At 70.2% G+C, this 18,386-nt stretch carries 18 protein-coding genes and 2 pseudogenes; 10 read left to right on the forward strand and 10 right to left on the reverse strand.

All coding sequences use genetic code 11. The features are described 5' to 3' along the window. Positions 1-102: 102 nt before the first annotated feature. Positions 103-357, forward strand: coding sequence for a hypothetical protein (locus MVG78_RS11245; RefSeq protein WP_247551518.1), 255 nt, complete (start codon positions 103-105; stop codon positions 355-357). A 7-nt stretch (positions 358-364) separates the two neighbouring features. On the opposite strand, the pseudogene fghA reads toward MVG78_RS11245, so the two are convergent. The 6 genes and pseudogenes from fghA to MVG78_RS11275 form a co-directional block, all read right to left on the reverse strand. Further along, positions 365-1,215 (reverse strand): annotated as a pseudogene (gene fghA / locus MVG78_RS11250) (S-formylglutathione hydrolase). After that, positions 1,215-2,363, reverse strand: a complete 1,149-nt coding sequence (locus MVG78_RS11255; protein ID WP_247551520.1) for an S-(hydroxymethyl)glutathione dehydrogenase/class III alcohol dehydrogenase — start codon at positions 2,361-2,363, stop codon at positions 1,215-1,217. The pseudogene fghA and the gene MVG78_RS11255 overlap by 1 nt, the downstream one beginning before the upstream one ends. A gap of 166 nt (positions 2,364-2,529) precedes the next feature. Then, complete coding sequence (locus MVG78_RS11260; RefSeq protein ID WP_247551522.1) at positions 2,530-3,192, reverse strand: hypothetical protein; 663 nt, start codon at positions 3,190-3,192, stop codon at positions 2,530-2,532. After that, positions 3,189-3,827: a hypothetical protein gene (locus tag MVG78_RS11265; protein WP_247551524.1), complete on the reverse strand. Its 639-nt coding sequence runs from the start codon at positions 3,825-3,827 to the stop codon at positions 3,189-3,191. The genes MVG78_RS11260 and MVG78_RS11265 overlap by 4 nt, the downstream gene beginning before the upstream one ends. A gap of 6 nt (positions 3,828-3,833) precedes the next feature. Continuing rightward, positions 3,834-4,721: an alpha/beta fold hydrolase gene (locus MVG78_RS11270; RefSeq protein WP_247551526.1), complete on the reverse strand. Its 888-nt coding sequence runs from the start codon at positions 4,719-4,721 to the stop codon at positions 3,834-3,836. A 79-nt stretch (positions 4,722-4,800) separates the two neighbouring features. Then, a complete protein-coding gene (locus tag MVG78_RS11275; RefSeq protein WP_247551528.1) occupies positions 4,801-5,193 on the reverse strand; it encodes an NUDIX hydrolase in 393 nt (130 codons plus the stop codon). 496 nt (positions 5,194-5,689) lie between these two features. On the opposite strand from MVG78_RS11275, the gene MVG78_RS11280 reads away from it, so the two are divergent. The 8 genes from MVG78_RS11280 (at position 5,690) to MVG78_RS11315 (ending at position 12,401) form a co-directional block, all read left to right on the forward strand. Continuing rightward, positions 5,690-6,142, forward strand: a complete 453-nt coding sequence (locus MVG78_RS11280; protein ID WP_247551529.1) for an SUF system Fe-S cluster assembly regulator — start codon at positions 5,690-5,692, stop codon at positions 6,140-6,142. Between the two features lie 22 nt (positions 6,143-6,164). Continuing rightward, on the forward strand, positions 6,165-7,676 hold the full coding sequence (gene sufB, locus MVG78_RS11285) for a Fe-S cluster assembly protein SufB (protein ID WP_247551531.1): 1,512 nt from the start codon (positions 6,165-6,167) through the stop codon (positions 7,674-7,676). 87 nt (positions 7,677-7,763) lie between these two features. Further along, positions 7,764-8,513: a Fe-S cluster assembly ATPase SufC gene (gene sufC, locus MVG78_RS11290; RefSeq protein WP_247551533.1), complete on the forward strand. Its 750-nt coding sequence runs from the start codon at positions 7,764-7,766 to the stop codon at positions 8,511-8,513. Further along, the gene (gene sufD / locus MVG78_RS11295; RefSeq protein WP_247551535.1) at positions 8,510-9,817 is read left to right on the forward strand and encodes a Fe-S cluster assembly protein SufD; all 1,308 of its coding nucleotides are present in this window, start codon (positions 8,510-8,512) and stop codon (positions 9,815-9,817) included. The genes sufC and sufD overlap by 4 nt, the downstream gene beginning before the upstream one ends. A 5-nt stretch (positions 9,818-9,822) precedes the next feature. Next, positions 9,823-11,067, forward strand: coding sequence for an aminotransferase class V-fold PLP-dependent enzyme (locus tag MVG78_RS11300; RefSeq protein WP_247551536.1), 1,245 nt, complete (start codon positions 9,823-9,825; stop codon positions 11,065-11,067). Positions 11,068-11,128: 61 nt separating this feature from the next. Then, positions 11,129-11,593 (forward strand): Fe-S cluster assembly sulfur transfer protein SufU, encoded by a 465-nt coding sequence (gene sufU, locus MVG78_RS11305; RefSeq protein ID WP_247551538.1) that lies wholly within the window; start codon positions 11,129-11,131, stop codon positions 11,591-11,593. Positions 11,594-11,615: 22 nt separating this feature from the next. Next, entirely contained in the window at positions 11,616-12,011 is a 396-nt protein-coding gene (locus tag MVG78_RS11310) for an SUF system Fe-S cluster assembly protein (protein WP_247560409.1), read from the forward strand. 18 nt (positions 12,012-12,029) lie between these two features. Continuing rightward, on the forward strand, positions 12,030-12,401 hold the full coding sequence (locus tag MVG78_RS11315; protein ID WP_247551540.1) for a HesB/IscA family protein: 372 nt from the start codon (positions 12,030-12,032) through the stop codon (positions 12,399-12,401). A 358-nt stretch (positions 12,402-12,759) separates the two neighbouring features. Here MVG78_RS11315 and MVG78_RS11320 read toward each other — a convergent pair whose 3' ends face one another. From MVG78_RS11320 to MVG78_RS11335, 4 genes and pseudogenes are all read right to left on the reverse strand, one after another. Then, positions 12,760-13,467 carry a Pr6Pr family membrane protein gene (locus tag MVG78_RS11320; RefSeq protein ID WP_247551542.1) on the reverse strand — a complete coding sequence of 236 codons (708 nt, stop codon included), beginning with the start codon at positions 13,465-13,467 and terminating at the stop codon, positions 12,760-12,762. A gap of 59 nt (positions 13,468-13,526) precedes the next feature. Next, complete coding sequence (locus tag MVG78_RS11325) at positions 13,527-14,801, reverse strand: class I SAM-dependent RNA methyltransferase (protein ID WP_247551544.1); 1,275 nt, start codon at positions 14,799-14,801, stop codon at positions 13,527-13,529. Next, positions 14,798-15,202: a DUF2721 domain-containing protein gene (locus MVG78_RS11330; RefSeq protein ID WP_247551546.1), complete on the reverse strand. Its 405-nt coding sequence runs from the start codon at positions 15,200-15,202 to the stop codon at positions 14,798-14,800. The genes MVG78_RS11325 and MVG78_RS11330 overlap by 4 nt, the downstream gene beginning before the upstream one ends. 78 nt (positions 15,203-15,280) lie before the next feature. Then, positions 15,281-17,051: pseudogene (locus MVG78_RS11335) on the reverse strand (DEAD/DEAH box helicase). On the opposite strand from MVG78_RS11335, the gene MVG78_RS22065 reads away from it, so the two are divergent. Then, on the forward strand, positions 16,961-18,385 hold the full coding sequence (locus MVG78_RS22065) for an alpha/beta fold hydrolase (protein ID WP_428480646.1): 1,425 nt from the start codon (positions 16,961-16,963) through the stop codon (positions 18,383-18,385). The pseudogene MVG78_RS11335 and the gene MVG78_RS22065 sit on opposite strands and share 91 nt — an antisense overlap. Position 18,386: the final 1 nt, after the last annotated feature.

The following is an 18,386-nucleotide window of genomic DNA, read 5'->3' on the forward strand; positions in this document are numbered from 1 at the left end:
CCACGATGTGCCGCCGCGCCCGCGGCGGATATCCGTATGATGTCCGCCGCAACCGGCCTATGGTCGTTACGAATCCAGTTTCAACAACGGCCGGATATCACCATGGCGATCGAGATCTACGCGGGTGTCCATCGTCCGATGGAGGACAAGCCGGGCCGGGACAGATGGAGTTTCGACGCCTCCATCGACGGACAGCACGGGATCGTCGAGTTCTCCGCGCCCTCGGGCACCGGCGATGCGCAGGCCCGTGAGTTCGCCCGCGACATCCTGACGCGGTATCCGGAACGCCTCCAGGGCATCACATCGACGCGCGGCGTTCACGACGTCTGGAGAGTCCAGACGCCGGACGGCAGCTAGGTCCGCATCATCCCGCGCCGAGGCGCGCCGCATGCCAGCGGAGATGGTCGGCCATGAAGCTGCCGATGAAGAAGTAGGAGTGGTCGTAGCCCTCCTGCATCCGCAGCGTCAGCGGGATGCCCGCCTTGGCGCAAGCCTCGCGCAGCAGTTCCGGCTTGAGCTGGTTCTCCAGGAACGGGTCCGCCGTGCCCTGGTCCACCAGAAGTTCCGGCAGGCGGCCGCCATCCTCGATCAGGGCCGTGGCGTCGTGGCCGCGCCAGAGGGGCCGGTTCGGGGCGCGGTCCGGGCCAAGATAGGCGGTGAGGGCCTTCTCGCCCCAGGGGCAGCGCATCGGCGACACGATCGGCGCGAAGGCGGACACCGAGCGGAAGCGGGCGGGGTGCCGCAGCGCCAGGGTCAGTGCCCCATGGCCGCCCATGGAGTGGCCGGTGACCGACTGCCGCGACAGGTCGGCCGGGAATGCCGCCGAGACGATGTCCGGCAACTCGCCGACCAGCCAGCTTTCCATGCGAAAATGCGGCGCCCAGGGGGCCTGCGTGGCATCGAGCCAGAAGCCCGCGCCCTGGCCCAGGTCATAGGCCGGGTCGTCGGCCACGCCTTCCCCTCGGGGGAGGTGTCGGGCGCGACCAGGATCAGTCCGAGTTCGGCGGCGAGGCGCTGGGCACCGGCCTTCTCGGTGAAATTGGCCTCGGTGCAGGTCAGGCCCGAGAGGAACCAGAGGACGGGAAGCTTCGCCCCCGCCTCCGCCTGGGGCGGAAGGTAGAGGCCGAAGCGCATCGGCGTGCCGGTCGCCGTGCTGTCGTGGCGGCACACGAACTGCGTGCCGCCGAAGCTCCGGGCGCGGGACAGGACCTCCATCAGAAGGTGATGACGCTGCGGATCGACTTGCCCTCGTGCATCAGGTCGAAGGCGTGGTTGATCTGGTCCAGCGGCATGGTGTGGGTGATCAGGTCGTCGATGTTGATCTTCCCCTCCATGTACCAGTCCACGATCTTCGGCACGTCGGTGCGGCCACGCGCGCCGCCGAAGGCCGAGCCCTTCCAGACGCGGCCGGTGACGAGCTGGAAGGGACGGGTGCTGATCTCCTTGCCCGCCTCGGCCACGCCGATCACGATGCTCTCCCCCCAGCCGCGATGGCAGCATTCCAGGGCCTGGCGCATCACGTTCACATTGCCCGTGCAGTCGAAGGAGAAGTCCGCCCCGCCGCCCGTGACGTCGAGGATGGCCTGCACGACCTTGTCGTTGCCCAGCTCGGTCGGGTTGATGAAGTCGGTCATGCCGAACTTCCGCGCCATGGCGAGTTTGGCGGGGTTGATGTCCACGCCCACGATCTTGTCGGCGCCGACCATGCGCGCGCCCTGGATGACGTTCAGCCCGATGCCGCCCAGGCCGAAGACCACGACATTCGCGCCCGGCCAGACCTTGGCGGTGTTGATCACCGCGCCGATGCCGGTGGTGACGCCGCAGCCGATATAGCAGATCTTGTCGAAGGGCGCGTCCTCCCGGACCTTGGCCACCGCGATCTCCGGCAGCACGGTGAAGTTCGAGAAGGTCGAGCAGCCCATGTAGTGGAAGACCGTGTCGCCCGTCGCCTGGCTCCTCACCGGTGCGCCGCCCGCCGGCTCGCAGTGGAAGCGGCTGGTGCCGTCGGGCATCACGCCCTGGCCCTGCGTGCCGCGGATGGCGGTGCAGAGGTTGGTGCGCCGGCTGAGGCAGGACTTACAGTTGCGGCATTCCGGCGTGTAGAGCGGGATGACGTGGTCGCCCACCGTCACGCTGGTCACGCCGGCGCCCACCTCGCGCACGATGCCCGCGCCCTCATGCCCCAGGATGGCGGGAAACTTGCCCTCCGAATCCGCGCCGGAGAGGGTGTAGGCGTCGGTGTGGCAGACGCCGGTGGCCATGATCTCCACCAGCACCTCGCCCGGCTTCGGGCCGTCCAGCCGGACGGTCTCGATGGTCAGGGGCTGTCCGGCGGCCCAGGCCACCGCGGCGCGTGTTTCCATGGCGTTCAGTTTTCCCGCTGAGGACGGTTTCGGACAAATGCCCCGCGCCCGGGATGGCGGGCCGGCCGGCGGGGGATCGTGGCCGCACCATAGGGCATCCGGCGCGGGAGGCCAGCCGGGCCGGCAGCGGGGTGGGGCGGAAGGGCCGGGTGGGGGCCGGAGCGGATCACGGTGTGGTTCCCGGTGCGGCTGGGAGTATGGCCGGGGGCGTGTCGCGGGCGAAGGCGGCGCGCAGGGCATCGGCGGGGATGATGGCGGTGCTGGAGGTGTAGGAGGTGAACGCCATCGTGCCGCCCCGCAGGCGGAAGCAGAGATCGGCCGGGTCGTGGCGCAGGTCGCGGCTGACATATTCCGGGTCAGGGATGTCGCCGGTTCTGTACTTCCCGGCCTGCGACACGATGTCGGGGAAGAAGCTGTAGACGATGCGGCCATCGGCCCGCCGGGGCAGCGGCGCCGGGTCCAGACCTGCCATCATGACGCTTCCCGCCGCGGTGTGAACGGAGGAACCGCCCGTGAGCAGCCGATCCCCGTCGAACCGGGCGTCGGTGCAGAGCGATATGGCGGCCCAGATGGTGTGGCCGCCATTGGCGTGGACCCGCGCCAGGTCGTGCGCGGTGGAGAAGCGCACAAGCAATGTGGGAATAGGCTGCGAGGGTGGGCGGTCCGGCGACAGCCAGGATTCCGGATGGTCCAGCAGGTCCGTGACCTCGACGCCTTCGAAGCGCAGGTCGTGGATGCGCGGGGAGCTGAGCATGAAGCTCCAGACGGCACATCCGGGCAGGGTGAGAGGGAGGAGCGCGGCGGCGAGGCGGAGCGTGCGGGCGATCATGGCTGGGCCGGGGGCGTGGCGCGGGCGAAGGCGGCGCGCAGGGCATCGGCGGGGATGATGGCGGTGTTGGAGGTGTAGGAGGTGAACGCCATCGTGCCGCCGCGAAGGCGGAAGCAGAGGTCGGCCGGGTCGTGGCGCAGGTCGCGGCTGACATATTCCGGGTCAGGGATGTCGCCGGTTCTGTACTTCCCGGCCTGCGACACGATGTCGGGGAAGAAGCTGTAAACGATGCGGCCATCGGCCCGCCGGGGCAGCGGCGCCGGGTCCAGACCTGCCGTCATGACGCTTCCCGCCACGGTGTGAACGGAGCGGCTGCCCGTGAGCAGCCGATCCCCGTCGAACCGGCCTTCCGTGCAGAGCGATATGGCGGTCCCGACCGAGTGGCCGCCATTGGCAAAGACCCGCGCCAGGTCGTGCGCGGTGGAGAAGCGCACAAGCAATGTGGGCATAGGCTGCGAAGGCAGCCTATCGGATGCGGACCAGAATTCCGGATGGTCCCTGAGATCCGTCACCTCGATGCTCTCGAAGCGCAGGTCGTGGATGCGCGGGGAGCCGAGCATGAAGCTCCACACGGCGCAGCCGGGCAGGGTGAGAGGGAGGAGCGCGGCGGCGAGGCGGAGCGTGCGGGCGATCATGGCGGCCTACCGCCTCGCCCCGGTGGCGGGCCAGCGGCCGAGTGCCGCGTCCTCCGCCGACAGCCCGTTGCCGTCGCGTGCCTCCATCATGGTATCGAAGCTGCCATGCGAGGCATTCGCGTTCAGATGCACATCCGCGTAACCGCGCGGGCGCTCGTTATAGGCGCCGCCGATGACGGCCACCATGTTGGAGAAATCGAGCGGCCCGCCACCGGCCGCGTTCACGTTCATCCAGTGACCGGCACCCTTCCGCGCCCAGGCCAGGAAGGCGGCGTCCCGGAAGCTGCCGACCGGGTCGATGGTCACCAGCGTATCGACCGACCTGTTTTCCTGCGCCAGCCTGCCCACGACCTGGATCGCCGTGTTGCCGCCCCAGCTATGGCCGACCACGGACACCTTGGTTCCGGGCGGGAGGTTTTCGATGTAGCGCTGGATGTCGTCGGCTTGGTCGTGCGCGTAGTATTTCTCCTGTATGCCGGGATTTCTCGTGGCAAAATCCGCGCCGTATATTTCGACAATCCCCGACAACCACTTGTCGCCCGCCCCACCCACGAAGATCACCACCCGCTTTTCCGGCTGGTTGCCGTTGGCGGGTGCTGCCGGTCCCGGATCGTTGGCGGGGCTGGGGGCATGGGCCGCCTCGCCCCGGCCGGAGGCGCGGGACTGGGTGTAGCCGCTGACCTGTTCCGCATGGCCGTTGCGCTGGCGCTGGTAGGGGCGGACCCGCACCTGGCTGCGCTGCCCGTCGCCCCGTCCTGCCTCGTTGGCGGCGACGAGCTGGCGCCAGCCCTCGCCGACCCAGGCGCGGAAGGCGCCGCTCTCCGGATGGCCTGTCTGGGTGTAGCGCGGGTCGCGCATGGCGGCGCGCAGTTCCTTCTCCGTGATCGCCGGCATTCCGGCTCTCCATCTCTCTCACGGAAAGGTTACCGAATACCCGTCAAGGTTGCAAGAATAAAATCCTATTCCGCCGCTGTCACCGTTTGCGCTCGCCCCGTTCCGGAAACCGGTTGTCGAACCCGGCGAAGCGGATCAGCGCGCGCTCGTCCCACGCCTCGGGTGGCAGGGCGAGCAGGGCGCGGAACTCCCTCAGCACGCAGGCGGTGATGGGGGCGAGGCGGGCGGGCGGCGTGCCCTCCAGCGGCACCCAGGCCAGCGCCTCCAGTTCGCCGGACCCGGCCAGCTCGCCCCGCACCGCCTCGGCGGGGGCGAGCAGGAAGCGGGCGTTGAAGCGGATCGGCATGGTGGGCGGGGTGACGGCGCGGCAGAGATAGCGGAGCGGCGCGAGGTCCGGCCGCAGCGTGCCATCGGGCGCGAGGTCCCCCAGCAGGAGGCCGGTTTCCTCCCGCAGCTCCCGCGCGGCGGCCACGGCCAGGGCCTGGGCCAGGCGGGGCGGGGCGCGGCGTTCGAGCGCGCGGCGGGTGGGTTCGGCGAGGGGGTGAGCACGGGCGTGCGGCGGTCGGCGGCATCGACGCGGCCGCCGGGAAAGACCAGGACGCCGGGCATGAAGCGGTGGGCGGCGCTGCGCAGGCCCATCAGAACCTCCACGCCGCCGCCCCGGGTCTGGCCCTGGGTCTGGCGCCAGAGGATCAGCGAGGCGGCATGGGCGGGGGCGCTGGCGACGGCCCTGGCTCCGGGGCGCGCGGCATCCCGCGGCGAGGTCTTTGTCTTGTCCTGGACGCTCATCACGGCAGCTTCGCACCGGTGGCCAGGGTTGGGAAAGGGTGGGGTGCCGGGACTGGTGGCCGCAGTTGCGAACGTCGCTCAAACCATTGCGAGTGCTTGACAAACTGTGCCCCGGCTCGCATCTGGGCCATACCGGACCCCAGAGGTCCAGTATTCAGCTCCCTGCCGGAGGTCCTGCCGTGCTGCGGTTGTCGAAACTGACGGACTACGCCATCGCCGTCCTGGCCCGCCTCGGCCAGGAGGGAGGGCTGCGCACGGCACCGGAACTGGCCGCCGGCACCGGCCTGGGCGAGCCCACCGTGTCCAAGGTGCTCAAGACCCTGGGCCATGCCTCCCTCGTGGAGGGCGTGCGCGGCTCCCGCGGTGGGTACCGTCTGGCACGGCCGTTGTCACGCATTTCGCTGGCCGAGGTGGTGGTCGCCATGGACGGGCCGATCGCGCTCACGGCCTGCGTCGACGGTTCCGTCAACAGTTGCGAGGCCGAGGCGCTCTGCCCCGTGCGCGGACGCTGGAACCCGGTGAACGACGCGATCCGGGATGCGCTGGCCTCCGTTTCCCTGGCCGACCTGACGGCCAATCCCTGTCAATCGCATGGCCGCGCCGCTTTGCCGGTGCCCGCCGCCGCGCAATAGCCGAAAGAGCAAGGACAACGAGATGCCCGCCGTCTCCGAGACGATCGACGCTGTCCAGTCCGTCACCCACTCGACCTACAAGTGGGGCTTCGAGACGGATATCGAGATGGACATGGCCCCCAAGGGGCTGAACGAGGATATCGTCCGCTTCATCTCCGCCAAGAAAGGGGAGCCGGAATGGCTGCTCGAATGGCGCCTCAAGGCCTTCGCCGCCTGGAAGAAGATGGAGGAGCCGCGCTGGCCGGCGGTGAAGTATCCGCCGATCGACTACCAGGACGCCTACTACTACGCCGCGCCGAAGCAGAAGGCCGCGCCGAAGTCGCTGGATGAGGTCGATCCCGAGCTGCTGAAGACCTATGCCAAGCTGGGCATCCCGCTGAAGGAGCAGGCGATCCTGGCCGGCGTCGAGGGCGCGGGCGAGATGCCCGCCGATGCGGAACGGGATGGAGAGCGCGTGCCGGTGGCGGTGGACGCGGTCTTCGACAGCGTTTCCGTGGCCACGACCTACAAGGAGCGGCTGGAGAAGGACGGGATCATCTTCTGCTCCATCTCCGAGGCGGTGCGCGAGCATCCGGAGCTGGTGCGGCAGTATCTGGGAACGGTGGTGCCGGCGGGGGACAATTTCTTCGCGGCATTGAACTCGGCGGTCTTCACCGACGGGTCCTTCGTCTACATCCCCAAGGGCGTGCGCTGCCCGATGGACCTGTCCACCTATTTCCGCATCAATGCCAAGAGCACGGGGCAGTTCGAACGGACCCTGATCATCGCCGACGAAGGCGCGACGGTCTCCTATCTGGAAGGCTGCACCGCGCCGCAGCGCGACGAGAACCAGCTTCATGCCGCGGTGGTGGAGCTGGTGGCGCATGACGACGCCACCATCAAGTACTCCACGGTGCAGAACTGGTACCCGGGCGACGAGAACGGCAAGGGCGGCATCTACAACTTCGTCACCAAGCGCGCCGCCTGCCGCGGCAGGCGCTCCAAGGTGAGCTGGACGCAGGTGGAGACGGGCTCGGCCATCACCTGGAAGTACCCCTCCTGCATCCTGCAGGGCGACGAGAGCGTGGGCGAGTTCTATTCGGTCGCCATCACCAACAACTGGCAGCAGGCCGATACCGGCACCAAGATGATCCATCTGGGCGCCAACACGAAGTCCACCATCGTGTCCAAGGGCATCAGCGCGGGGCAGGGGCAGAACACCTATCGCGGCCTGGTGAAGATCAGCCCGAAGGCGAAGAACGCCCGCAACTTCACGCAGTGCGACAGCCTGCTGATCGGCGACCAGTGCGGCGCGCATACGGTGCCGTATATCGAGAACCGCTGCATCTCGGCCAAGGTGGAGCACGAGGCGACGACCTCGCGCATCGCCGAGGACCAGCTCTTCTACTGCCGCCAGCGCGGGCTGAACCAGGAGGAGGCCGTGGGCCTCATCGTGAACGGCTTCTGCCGCGAGGTGCTGAAGGAGCTGCCGATGGAATTCGCCGTCGAGGCGCAGAAGCTGCTGGCGATCAGCCTCGAAGGCTCGGTCGGCTAGGGAATTGGCCCCTTCGGGCGTGAGAGGAACAGGCCCGGCCGTGGCGCACCTGCGTGTGCCGCGCCGGCGCCGGATGGGATAAGAGCGATGTTGAAGATTGAAGGGCTGCGGGCCGAGATCGACGGCAAGGAGATCCTGCGCGGGATCGACCTGGAAGTGCCGGCCGGCGAGGTGCATGCCATCATGGGCCCGAACGGTTCGGGCAAGTCCACCCTCTCCTACGTGCTCTCGGGGCGCGAGGGCTATGAGGTGACCGGCGGCACGGCCAGTTTCGACGGGCAGGACATCCTGGAGATGGAGCCCGAGGAGCGCGCGGCGGCGGGGCTGTTCCTGGCCTTCCAGTATCCGGTGGAGCTGCCGGGCGTGGGCAATGCCAACTTCCTGCGCACCGCCCTGAACGCGCTCCGCCGCTCGCGCGGCGAGAGCGAGCTGGACGCGATGCAGTTCCTGAAGCTGGCGCGCGACCGCATGAAGAAGCTGTCCATGCCCGAGGACATGCTGAAGCGCGGCGTCAATGTCGGCTTCTCCGGCGGCGAGAAGAAGCGCAACGAGGTGCTGCAGATGGCCCTGCTGCAGCCGAAGCTCGCCATCCTCGACGAGACGGATTCCGGCCTGGACATCGACGCGCTGAAGATCGTGGCCGAGGGCGTGAACGCCCAGCGCGGGCCGGATTTCTCGGCGCTGGTGATCACCCACTACCAGCGCCTGCTGGACTACATCGTGCCCGACCGCGTGCATGTTCTGGCCAATGGCCGGATCATCGCCTCCGGCGGGCCGGAACTCGCGCATCGCCTGGAAGCCGAGGGCTATGCCACGGTGATCGAGGAGGCCGCGTGACCGCCCTGCCTGCCAACACCCCGGGTGGCACCAGCTTCCTCGCCCGCTACGAGGGGCTGAAGGACCGCCTGCCGGGCCGCAACATCCCCGCCATCCACGCGCTGCGCGAGGCGGCGGCGGAGATCCTGCGCAGCACCGGCCTGCCGACGCGCCGCGTCGAAGCCTGGCGCTACACGGACATCACGGCGATCAGCCGGGCGGAGTTCCGCGAGCCGCTGCTCTCGGTGGAAAGCGGCCCCGCCCTGCCGGCGAAGCGCTGCGAATACCGCGCCGTCTTCCTGGACGGGCGTTTCCAGCCGGAACTGTCGGAACTGCCGCCCCATGCCGGCCCGCTGAGCGAGCATCTGGTGGCCGCTGCCGGGCTGCTGGGCGAGGTGGATGCGCTGCGCCCGGCCGAGGCGCTGAACGCCATGCTCTTCGAGGACGGGCTGTTCCTGGACCTGCCGGAAGGTACGGAGGGCGGCGAGCTGGAGCTGCTGACCGTGGCGACCGGGCCGGTGGCCATGGCCTATCACCCGCGCCACGTCATCCGCCTGGCGCGCGGCGCCTCGCTGATGCTGCTGGAAACGGCGACGGGGCCGGAGGGCAGCCAGCACCTCCACAACCCGGTCTTCGACATCGCCGTGGCCGAGGAGGCCCGCATCGTGCATGTGCGGGCGCAGCGGGAGCCGGAGGGTGCCTTCCACCTCGCCCATATCAACGTCCATGTGGCGGCGCGGGGGGTCTATGACGGCTTCGCGCTGAATGCCGGTGGGCGCGTGGCGCGGTCCGAGATCCGGCTGCGCCTCGATGGGCCCAGGGCGGAGGCGCATCTGAACGGCGCGCAGCTCGCGGCCGACGGGCAGGTGGCGGACATCACCACCGCCATCGACCATGCGGCGCCGGACTGCCCCAGCCGCCAGACGGTGAAGACCGTGCTGGCCGGGCGCGCGCGCGGCGTGTTCCAGGGCAAGATCCTGGTGCGGCAGGCGGCGCAGAAGACCGACGGCTACCAGATGAACCAGGCGCTGCTGCTCTCCGAGAACGCGGAGATGGACAGCAAGCCGCAGCTCGAGATCTATGCCGACGACGTGAAGTGCTCCCACGGCGCCACGGTCGGCGCGCTGGACGAGGAGCAGCTCTTCTACATGCGCTCCCGCGGCATCCCGGCCGATGCGGCGCGGGCGATGCTGGTGCGTGCCTTCCTGGAGGAAGCGATCGAGATCGTCTCCTCCGAGACGGCGAAGGGCGCGCTGGAGGAGGCGATCGCCATCTGGTGGGCGCGCCACGGCATCGGCACGCCGGGCGAAGGGGAGGCGGCGTAACGGCCATGGACGGTTCGGCCCCTCCGGCTTTCGACGTGGCGCGGGTCCGGAAGGACTTCCCGATCCTCTCCACGACGCATCGCGGCAAGCCGCTGGTCTTTCTCGACAGCGGTGCCTCGGCCCAGAAGCCGCGCGCCGTGATCGACGCGATGAAGGAGATGATGGAGACCGCCTATGCCAATGTGCATCGCGGCGCCTATCACCTCAGCGAGCAGGCGACCGAATCCTACGAGGCCGCCCGCCGCGCCGCGGCGCGCTTCCTGAACGCCGCCGACGAGCGCGAGATCGTGCTGACCGGCACCGGCTCCACCCAGGCGATCAACCTCGTCGCGCATTCCTTCGGGCGTGGCGTGCTGAAGCCGGGGCAGGCGGTGCTGGTGAGCGAGATGGAGCACCACGCCAACCTCGTCCCCTGGCACATGCTGCGGGACGCGCATGGGGTGGAGCTGCGCATCTGCCGCGTCACCGATGCGGGCGAGCTGGACATGGCGGAGCTGGAGGCGAAGCTCGCCGACGGGAAGGTCGGGCTGGTCTCCATCGCCCATATGTCCAACGTGCTGGGCACGGTGGTGCCGGCCCGGCGGATCGTGGACCTCGCCCATGCCCATGGGGCGCGGGTGATGTTCGACGGCAGCCAGGGCGCGGTCCACCGCAAGGTGGATGTGCAGGCGCTGGGCTGCGACTTCTACGTCTTCACCGCGCACAAGCTCTATGGCCCGACCGGGCTGGGCATCCTCTATGGCCGGATGGAGGTGCTGGAGCGGATGCCGCCCTTCCTGGGCGGCGGCGACATGATCACCGAGGTGACGCTGGAGCGGACCCTCTTCGCCGAGCCGCCGCTGCGCTTCGAGGCCGGCACGCCGCCGATCATCGAGGCGATCGGGCTGCACGCCGCCATCGACTATGTCGAGGCGATCGGCATGGAGGCGATCGAGGCGCATGAGCGTTCCCTGGTGGACCATGCGATGAAGCGCCTGGGGAATATCGAGGGCGTGACCCTGCTGGGCCGGGCGCAGGACCGGGGCGGCGTCTTCGCCTTTTCCATCGACAACGCCCATTCGCATGACGTCGCGACGCTGCTGGACCGGGCGGGGATCTGCGTGCGCTCCGGCCGGCATTGCGCGGAGCCGCTGCACACCCGCTTCGGGGTGGAAAGCACCTGCCGGGCCTCCTTCGGCCTCTACACGACGCATGAGGAAGTGGACTATCTCGCCGAGGCCGTGACCAAGGCCCGGGAGTTCTTCGCGTGAGGTCCGGCGCCGGGGCGGCCATCGGAATGGCCCGTCCCGGACAGGGCCTGGGAGTGCGCTGATGTTCGACGATCTTCGCGATCTCTACCAGGAGGTCATCCTGGACCACGGCCGCAAGCCGCGGAACTTCCGCCGGCTGGAGGATGCCGACCGCCACGCGCGCGGCGACAACCCGCTCTGCGGCGATCGCATGGAGCTCTGGGTGAAGCTGGACGGCGAGGGCCACATCGCCGATGCGGCCTTCCAGGGCAAGGGCTGCGCCATCTCCATGGCCAGCGCCTCCCTGATGACGGAGACGGTGCGCGGCAAGAGCGCCGCCGAGGCGCAGGAGCTGGGCGCGAAGTTCCGCGAACTGGCGATGACAGGCACCTGCCCGGATTGTGGCGCCGGCCTTGCCGAGGAGATGGAGCGTCTCCAGGTTCTGGGCGGGGTCGCGGAGTATCCGAGCCGCGTGAAATGCGCGACCCTCGCCTGGCACACGCTGAATGCCGCCCTGGAAGGCGCGAAGGAGGCGTCGAGTGAGTGACACGCCCGCCAAGGACCCGTCCGTGACGGAAGAACCCGCCGCCGTGCCGCAGCCGGCCGCCGCCTCCCATGGCGTCTGGACCCCGGATGGCGAGGTGCCGCCGGCCGCGCCCGAGGGCGTGCAGGAAGAGGCCGTGCTGAACGCGCTGAAGACGGTCTTCGACCCGGAGATCCCCGTCGATATCTATGAGATGGGGCTGATCTACGCGGTGGAGATCGGCGAGGACGGGACGGTGAAGGTCGAGATGACGCTGACCACGCCCTCCTGCCCTTCGGCGCAGGAACTGCCCAGCATGGTCGAGGAAGCGGTCCGCACCGTCCCGAATGTGAACGATGTGGAGGTCGAGGTCGTCTGGGACCCGCCCTGGGACCCGTCGCGGATGAGCGAGGACGCGCGCCTCGCCCTGAACATGTACTGAGAGAGGTTGTCCCCCCCGATGAGCACGACGACCGAGACCCCCGCCCGCCCGAAGCGCGCCCTGCCGCCGCTGATGTCGCTTTCCGATGCCGCGGCCGAGCGCCTGCGCCGCCTCTACGAGAGCGGCGAGAATGGCAGGTACCTGCGCATCGCGGTGAAGACCAAGGGCTGCTCCGGCATGGCCTATGACCTGAACTGGGTGGATGAACCCGGGCCGGGTGACGAGGTGGTGACGGACAAGGGCGTCACCATCCTGGTGGACCGCAAGGCGACGCTGTTCCTGATCGGCACCACCATGGACTACGAGGTGAAGACCATGTCGGCAGGCTTCACCTTCGTGAACCCGAACGAGAAGGGCCGCTGCGGCTGCGGCGAAAGCTTCCACGTCTGACCGGTTCGGGCGTTGCGCCTTCCCGGGGGACAAGGCTCCGCCTTTTCCCCCCGGACCCCCTTATCCGCCAGGACCCTGCGGGCCCTGGACCCGATGAGCTGGCTCTTGCTGCGGCCGGATCGCGCCGGAGAGCATGGTCTCCGGCGACTGCGGCTGCCACAAGCGCGGAGAAGGATTTTCCTTCCAGAAGTCCCGCCGATCCACCTGCGCCCGGGGATCAGCCCGCAGGCTGACGCCCACCACCACCGCCAACGAAAGCCCGGGGTCCGGGGACCGGCTTCGGTCCCCGGCGGAGTGGGGGTCCGGGGCGAGAGGCAGCGCCTCTCCCCCGGGGGTTGCCACGAAGGCGCCGGCCAGCTCAGACCGCGACCTCGTCCTCCGAACCGCCATCCTTCCCGGTGGGAGCGAGGCGCGTGTCCAGCCGCACCAGGGCGAAGGCGACGATCAGGAAGCCCGCCGCGATCCCGAGCGCGTTGAGCCCGGTCCGGGCCCAGCCGATCGCCTCGACATCGATGAAAGGATAGGCGTAGCGGCCGCCGAGCCCGCCGCGCAGCAGGGCATAGGCGAGATAGACCAGCGGATAGATCGCCCAGATCAGCGGATCATGCCCTCGCAGCCGCCCCTTGGGCATGAAGAGCAGCCAGAAGAGCGGCACCAGGGCTGGGATGGCATCGTGCATCAGCGTGTTGGCGGTGCGGGCGAGGCCGTCGCCCAGCACCGGCATATGGCCGCGCAGCAGCAGCGCATAGACCACGCCCACCAGCATGATGGCCAGCGTCGTGCCGCCGACCAGGCCAGGGGCGGCGAAGCCGGGGCGGCGCAGGGCGATGCCGGTGAAGACCGTGGCCACCACGAGGTTGGTGGTGATGGTGAAATAGCCCAGCAGGACCCAGAGCGCCGTGACGACGGACTGCGTCCGCTCCAGCAGCGACAGGAACTGCAGCCCCAGCCCGAGCCAGGCGAGCACGGCGATCAGCGCCGCGAAGCCGGTGGCGGTTTGGCTGAGGGGGAAGTGGCTGGCGGGAAGGGTCTGCTCCGTGTGAAGGGGCGGCGGATCGGCGTGCAATTTGGGATGGAATCCGGGCGAGGGTGGGGACCTTGCGGGGTCAGCCCTCCAGGATGCCTTCAGCCCCGGGCGAATGCCACCACGGATTCGAGATGCGGCGACCACAGGAACTGGTCCACCGGCACGGCCGAAACGGCGCGCCAGCCGCCGCGCTGCAGCAGCGCCGCATCGCGCGACAGGGCGGCGGGGTTGCAGGAGACATAGACCACCCGTTCGAGCCGACTGCGGGCGATGATGCCGATCTGCTCGGCGGCGCCGGCATAGGGTGGGTCCAGCACCGCGGCGGCATAGGCGGCGAGTTCGGCGGGCAGCAGCGGCTGCCGGGCGAGATCGCGGCGCTTCGCCTGGACGCGGCGCATGGCCTTGTTGGCCCCGGCGGCGAGCGCCGCGACCGCTTCGGCCTCGCCCTCGAAGGCATCCACCCGGGCGAGCCGGGCCAGGGGCAGGGACAGCGTGCCCACCCCCGCATAGAGGTCGGCGATCCGGGCCTTGGCGGGCAGCCGGCGCGGCAGGGCCGCCAGCACGGCCTCGACGATCGCGGCCTCGCCCTCCGGCGTCGCCTGGAGGAAGGCGCCCGGGGCCGGCGGGACCGCCACGCCGTCGAGCAGCAGCGAAACGCCGCCGCTCTGCGCGGCCATTTCCGGCGCGCCCTTGTTCAGGGCCCAGGCGATGCGCGGGATGCCATGGGCCTCGCCGAAGGCGGCCAGGATCTGGCGGTCCTGCGCGGTCAGCGCCGCATCGGTGCGCAGCAGCAGGTCCGGCCCGGTGCTGAGCAGGTTGACCAGGGCCGAGCCCTCCCGCCGGAAGCCGCGCAGCCGGGCCAGGAGGCCGCGCAACGGCTCCAGCAGCGCCAGGATCGCGGGATCGAGCACATGGCATTCCCGCATGTCCACCACCTGCGCACCGCCCCGTTCGTGGAAGCCGATGCGCACCCCGTCCGCGCCCTGGCGGATGGCGAGGTCGGCGCGGCGGCGCGTCGCGGTGGGGCAGGGGGCCAGGGGGGCGACGGGCGTGTCGGGGAAGCCGGCGCGGGCCAGAGCCTCGGCCAGCCGCGCCCGTTTCCAGCCGCGATAGGCCGCGCCATCCCAGTGCTGCAGGGCGCAGCCGCCGCAGGTGCCGAAATGCCGGCAGGGCGGGGCGGCGCGTTCCGGGCTGGGGCGCAGGATCGCCTCGGCCTCCGCCACCGCGCCTTCACCCCGCTTGCCGGTGACGCGGGCCAGGACCCTCTCGCCGGGCAGGGTGAAGGGCAGGAAGGCGGCGCGCCCGTCCGGCAGGGTGGCGATGCCGTCGCCGCCCGAGCCCATGCCGGCGATGTCGAGTTCGATCGCGCTCACGCTTCGTCCAGATGCAGGGTGGTGAGCCAGATCTCGGCCAGGAAGAAGACGAGCGACCCCATCAGCACGATCAGCGCCGCGACCAGCAAGGCCCCGAGCAGCAGTCCGACATGCAGGTCGAAGAAGGGACCGGCGAAGGAGATGACCAGCAGGGCGCAGAGCAGGATGGCCGAGACCACGCAGCCGGTGATGGCGAACTGCACCAGCCGCGCCCGCCGCCCCAGGCGCGACAGCTCCCCGGGCGCCGGCTCCGCCCCGGCCCGCAGGGCGCGGGTGCGGTCCACCAGCCGCGAGAGCCGCGTCGCCAGGATGTTGAGCACCGCCATGATGCCGCTCAGCAGGAAGGCGGGCGCGATCGCGAGCTGGATGGTCCGCTCGATATCGAGGATGTCACCGCCCAAGGAATATTCTTTCCGGAAGATGCGGGCCGCCGCGCCCCGGCCCCTGGCGAGGGCCGGAGGCGCGGCGGCACCGTGGAATCAGGCTGCCTCGGATTCCTGCGACGCCGTTTCCTCCACCCGGCGCGGGCGGGGGATCGGGATCAGCATGAAGGCCGGCACGTTGTCGCCGAAGCCCAGCACCGGCGGGCCGAGATCGTCGCGGTCGCGGCGGGAGGGGTAGCGGTCCTCGTAGCGGCCACGGCCGCCATGGCGGTTCTCCCGCTCCGCTTCCGCGTTGTCGCGGCGCGTGGGCAGGGCCTCCGGCGCCTCGCGGCGCGGACGCTCGGCGCGCGGAGCCCTGTCCTCGCGCGGAGCCCTGTCCTCGCGGGGCGCCCTGTCCTCGCGGGGCGGGCGTGCGTCGCGGGGGGCGCGTTCCTCGCGCGGCGCACGCTCCTCACGCGGGCCACGTCCTTCCTCCCGGCGGCCGGAAGCCGACCGGCCGCCACGGCCACGGCCCTCGCCGCGGGAGGCGGGTTCCTCGCGGCGGCCGCGGCCGCCGCGCGGGCTGCGGGCAGCAGCCTCCATCTCCTCCTCGGAGACCGGCTCGATGCCCTCGATCTCGATGCGGGGGATGGGGTGGCCGGTCAGCTTCTCCACCGCCTGGAGCAGCTTGGCATCGTCCGGCGTGGCGAGGGTATAGGCATGGCCCTCGCGGCCCGCGCGGCCGGTACGGCCGATGCGGTGGACATAGTCCTCGGCATGGAAGGGCACGTCGAAGTTGAAGACATGCGACAGCCCGCCGATGTCGATGCCGCGCGCCGCCACGTCGGAGCAGACGAGGAGCTGCAGCTCATCCGCCTTGAAGCTGTTCAGCGTGGCGAAGCGGGCGGACTGGTCCATGTCCCCATGCAGGGCGCCGACCGAGAAGCCGTGCTTCTTGAGCGACTTGTAGAGGATGTCCACGTCGCGCTTGCTTGCGGTTGCAGAAGATCAGGGCGTTCTTCACCTGCTCCCGCCGGACCAGGCGGCGCAGCGCCTCGCGCTTCTCCATCGTGCGGCAGAACACCACGCCGGCGGTGATCGTGGTCGCCACTGAGGCGGCGCGGGAGACCTTGATCTCCTTCGGGTTGCTCAGGAAGGCATCGGCGAGCTTGCGGATCTCCGGCGCCATGGTGGCGGAGAAGAACAGCGTCTGCCGCAGCGGCGGCAGCATGCCCACGATCCGCTCGACATCGGGGATGAAGCCCATGTCCAGCATGCGGTCGGCCTCGTCGATGACGAGGATCTTGCAGTCGGCGAGCAGGATGCGGCCACGGTCGAACAGGTCCAGCAGCCGGCCCGGCGTGGCGATCAGCACGTCCACGCCCGCGTTCAGGATGGCCTTCTGCTCGTCCATGCTCTCGCCGCCGATCAGCAGCGCGTGGTTCAGCTTCAGGTGCTTGCCGTACTTCACGAAGTTCTCGGCCACCTGCAACGCCAGCTCGCGCGTCGGCTCCAGGATCAGCGAGCGCGGCATGCGGGCCTTGGCGCGCGATCCGGACAGGATGTCCATCATCGGCAGCACGAAGGAGGCCGTCTTGCCGGTGCCGGTCTGGGCCACGCCCAGCACGTCGCGGCCCATCAGCACCACGGGGATGGCCTGGGCCTGGATCGGCGTCGGGGTGACGTAGCCGGCCTCGGCGATGCCCTGAAGCAGAGGCTCGCTCAGGCCGAGATCGGAGAAGGGCGGCAGGGGCTCTTCCGGCTCCGCGGCGGGGGCGGCCTCCGCGGCCTCCGGCTGTGCGGTGCCATCGGCCGGAACGGCATCCGCGGCGGCCTGCGGAGCAGCTTCCAGGACGGCGGCAGCGGGGGAGGCCGCCTCATCCGGCAGCGGCCCGGCTACTTCCTCGGCGAAATGGCCGATCTCGGCGGCGGAGGAACCCGGCACCTCGTCGCCCATCCGCGCCGGCACGGTCTCGCCCGGCAGCGTGGCGCCGCCCTCGGGCGGGACATCCGGATTCGGCACCACGGCATCCTCGTAGAACTGCTCGGGTGTTTCCTCGGTGCTGCCCTCGCCGGGGCGCTCGGGCTCGAACGGGGTGCTTTCTTCCTGCTCGGGCGTGGTGTCGTCGGGCGTCATCGGACCGGGCTGCCCGGCCGGGTCATGGCCGGCCTGATCCTGGCCTGCCTGGTCGTGGCCGATGGCATCCGGCTTGTCGCTGTGATCCGCCGCCGCGGCAGCGTTGCGCGTTTCGTTCAAATCTGATCGGTCCTGCGGCGCCCGGCGGAAGCCCGCCAGGCCGGTTATGCCGCGGCCTTTCCGCGGCTATCCTCTTCTGCAGCCCAGGTGTCGCGCCAACGTCGCGCCAACATGGTGGCGGACCGGCCAAGGGACCGGAAAACGGTCCCGCCCGACCCAGGCTCCGCCGCATATGCGCGCATAGCCCGTTGAAAGCAAGGTTTTCGGTGCTGGACGGGCATTCCGGCATCGCCTATCGCCCCGGCGTGAGCACGCGCATTCCCCTTCTCCTGCTGCCCGGCCTGCTGAACGACGCCCGCCTCTGGCACCATCAGGCCGAGGCCCTGGCCGATATCGCCGAAAGCCGGGTTCCCGATCTCAGCCTCGACGACAGCATGGCGGCCATCGCCCGCCGGGTGCTCGCCACCGCGCCGGAACGCTTCGCCCTCGCCGGCCTGTCGATGGGGGGCTACGTGGCCTTCGAGATCATGCGGCAGGCGCCGGAACGCGTGCTGCGCCTCGCCCTCTTCGACACCTCGGCCCGGCCGGAGGCGCCGGAGCAGGAAAGGCGCCGCCGTGGCCTGATGGCGCTGACCCGGGGCAGCGCGCCGGAACGGTTCCGCGGCGTCACGCCACGGCTGATGCCGCAGATCCTGCATCCCGACCACCTGGACGAGGGCGGGGAGGGATCGCTCGGCCGGCTGGTTTCCGACATGGCCATGGCGGTGGGGCGGGAGGGCTTCCTGCGGCAGCAGGCGGCGATCCTCGGGCGCCCGGATTCCCGCCCGGGCCTCGGCGCCATCGCGGTGCCGGCGCTCGTCGCGGTGGGGGAGGCGGATGCCATGACCCCGCCCTTCCTGTCGGAGGAGATCGCCGCCGGCATCCCTGGCGCCACCCTGCACCGGGTGCCGCGCAGCGGCCACCTGCCACCGCTGGAGAACCCGCCCGTGGTGAACGCCCTGATGCGGGACTGGCTGCTGGCCTGAC

The sequence above is a fragment of the Roseomonas gilardii subsp. gilardii genome, from assembly GCF_023078375.1.
GTDB lineage: Bacteria > Pseudomonadota > Alphaproteobacteria > Acetobacterales > Acetobacteraceae > Roseomonas > Roseomonas gilardii.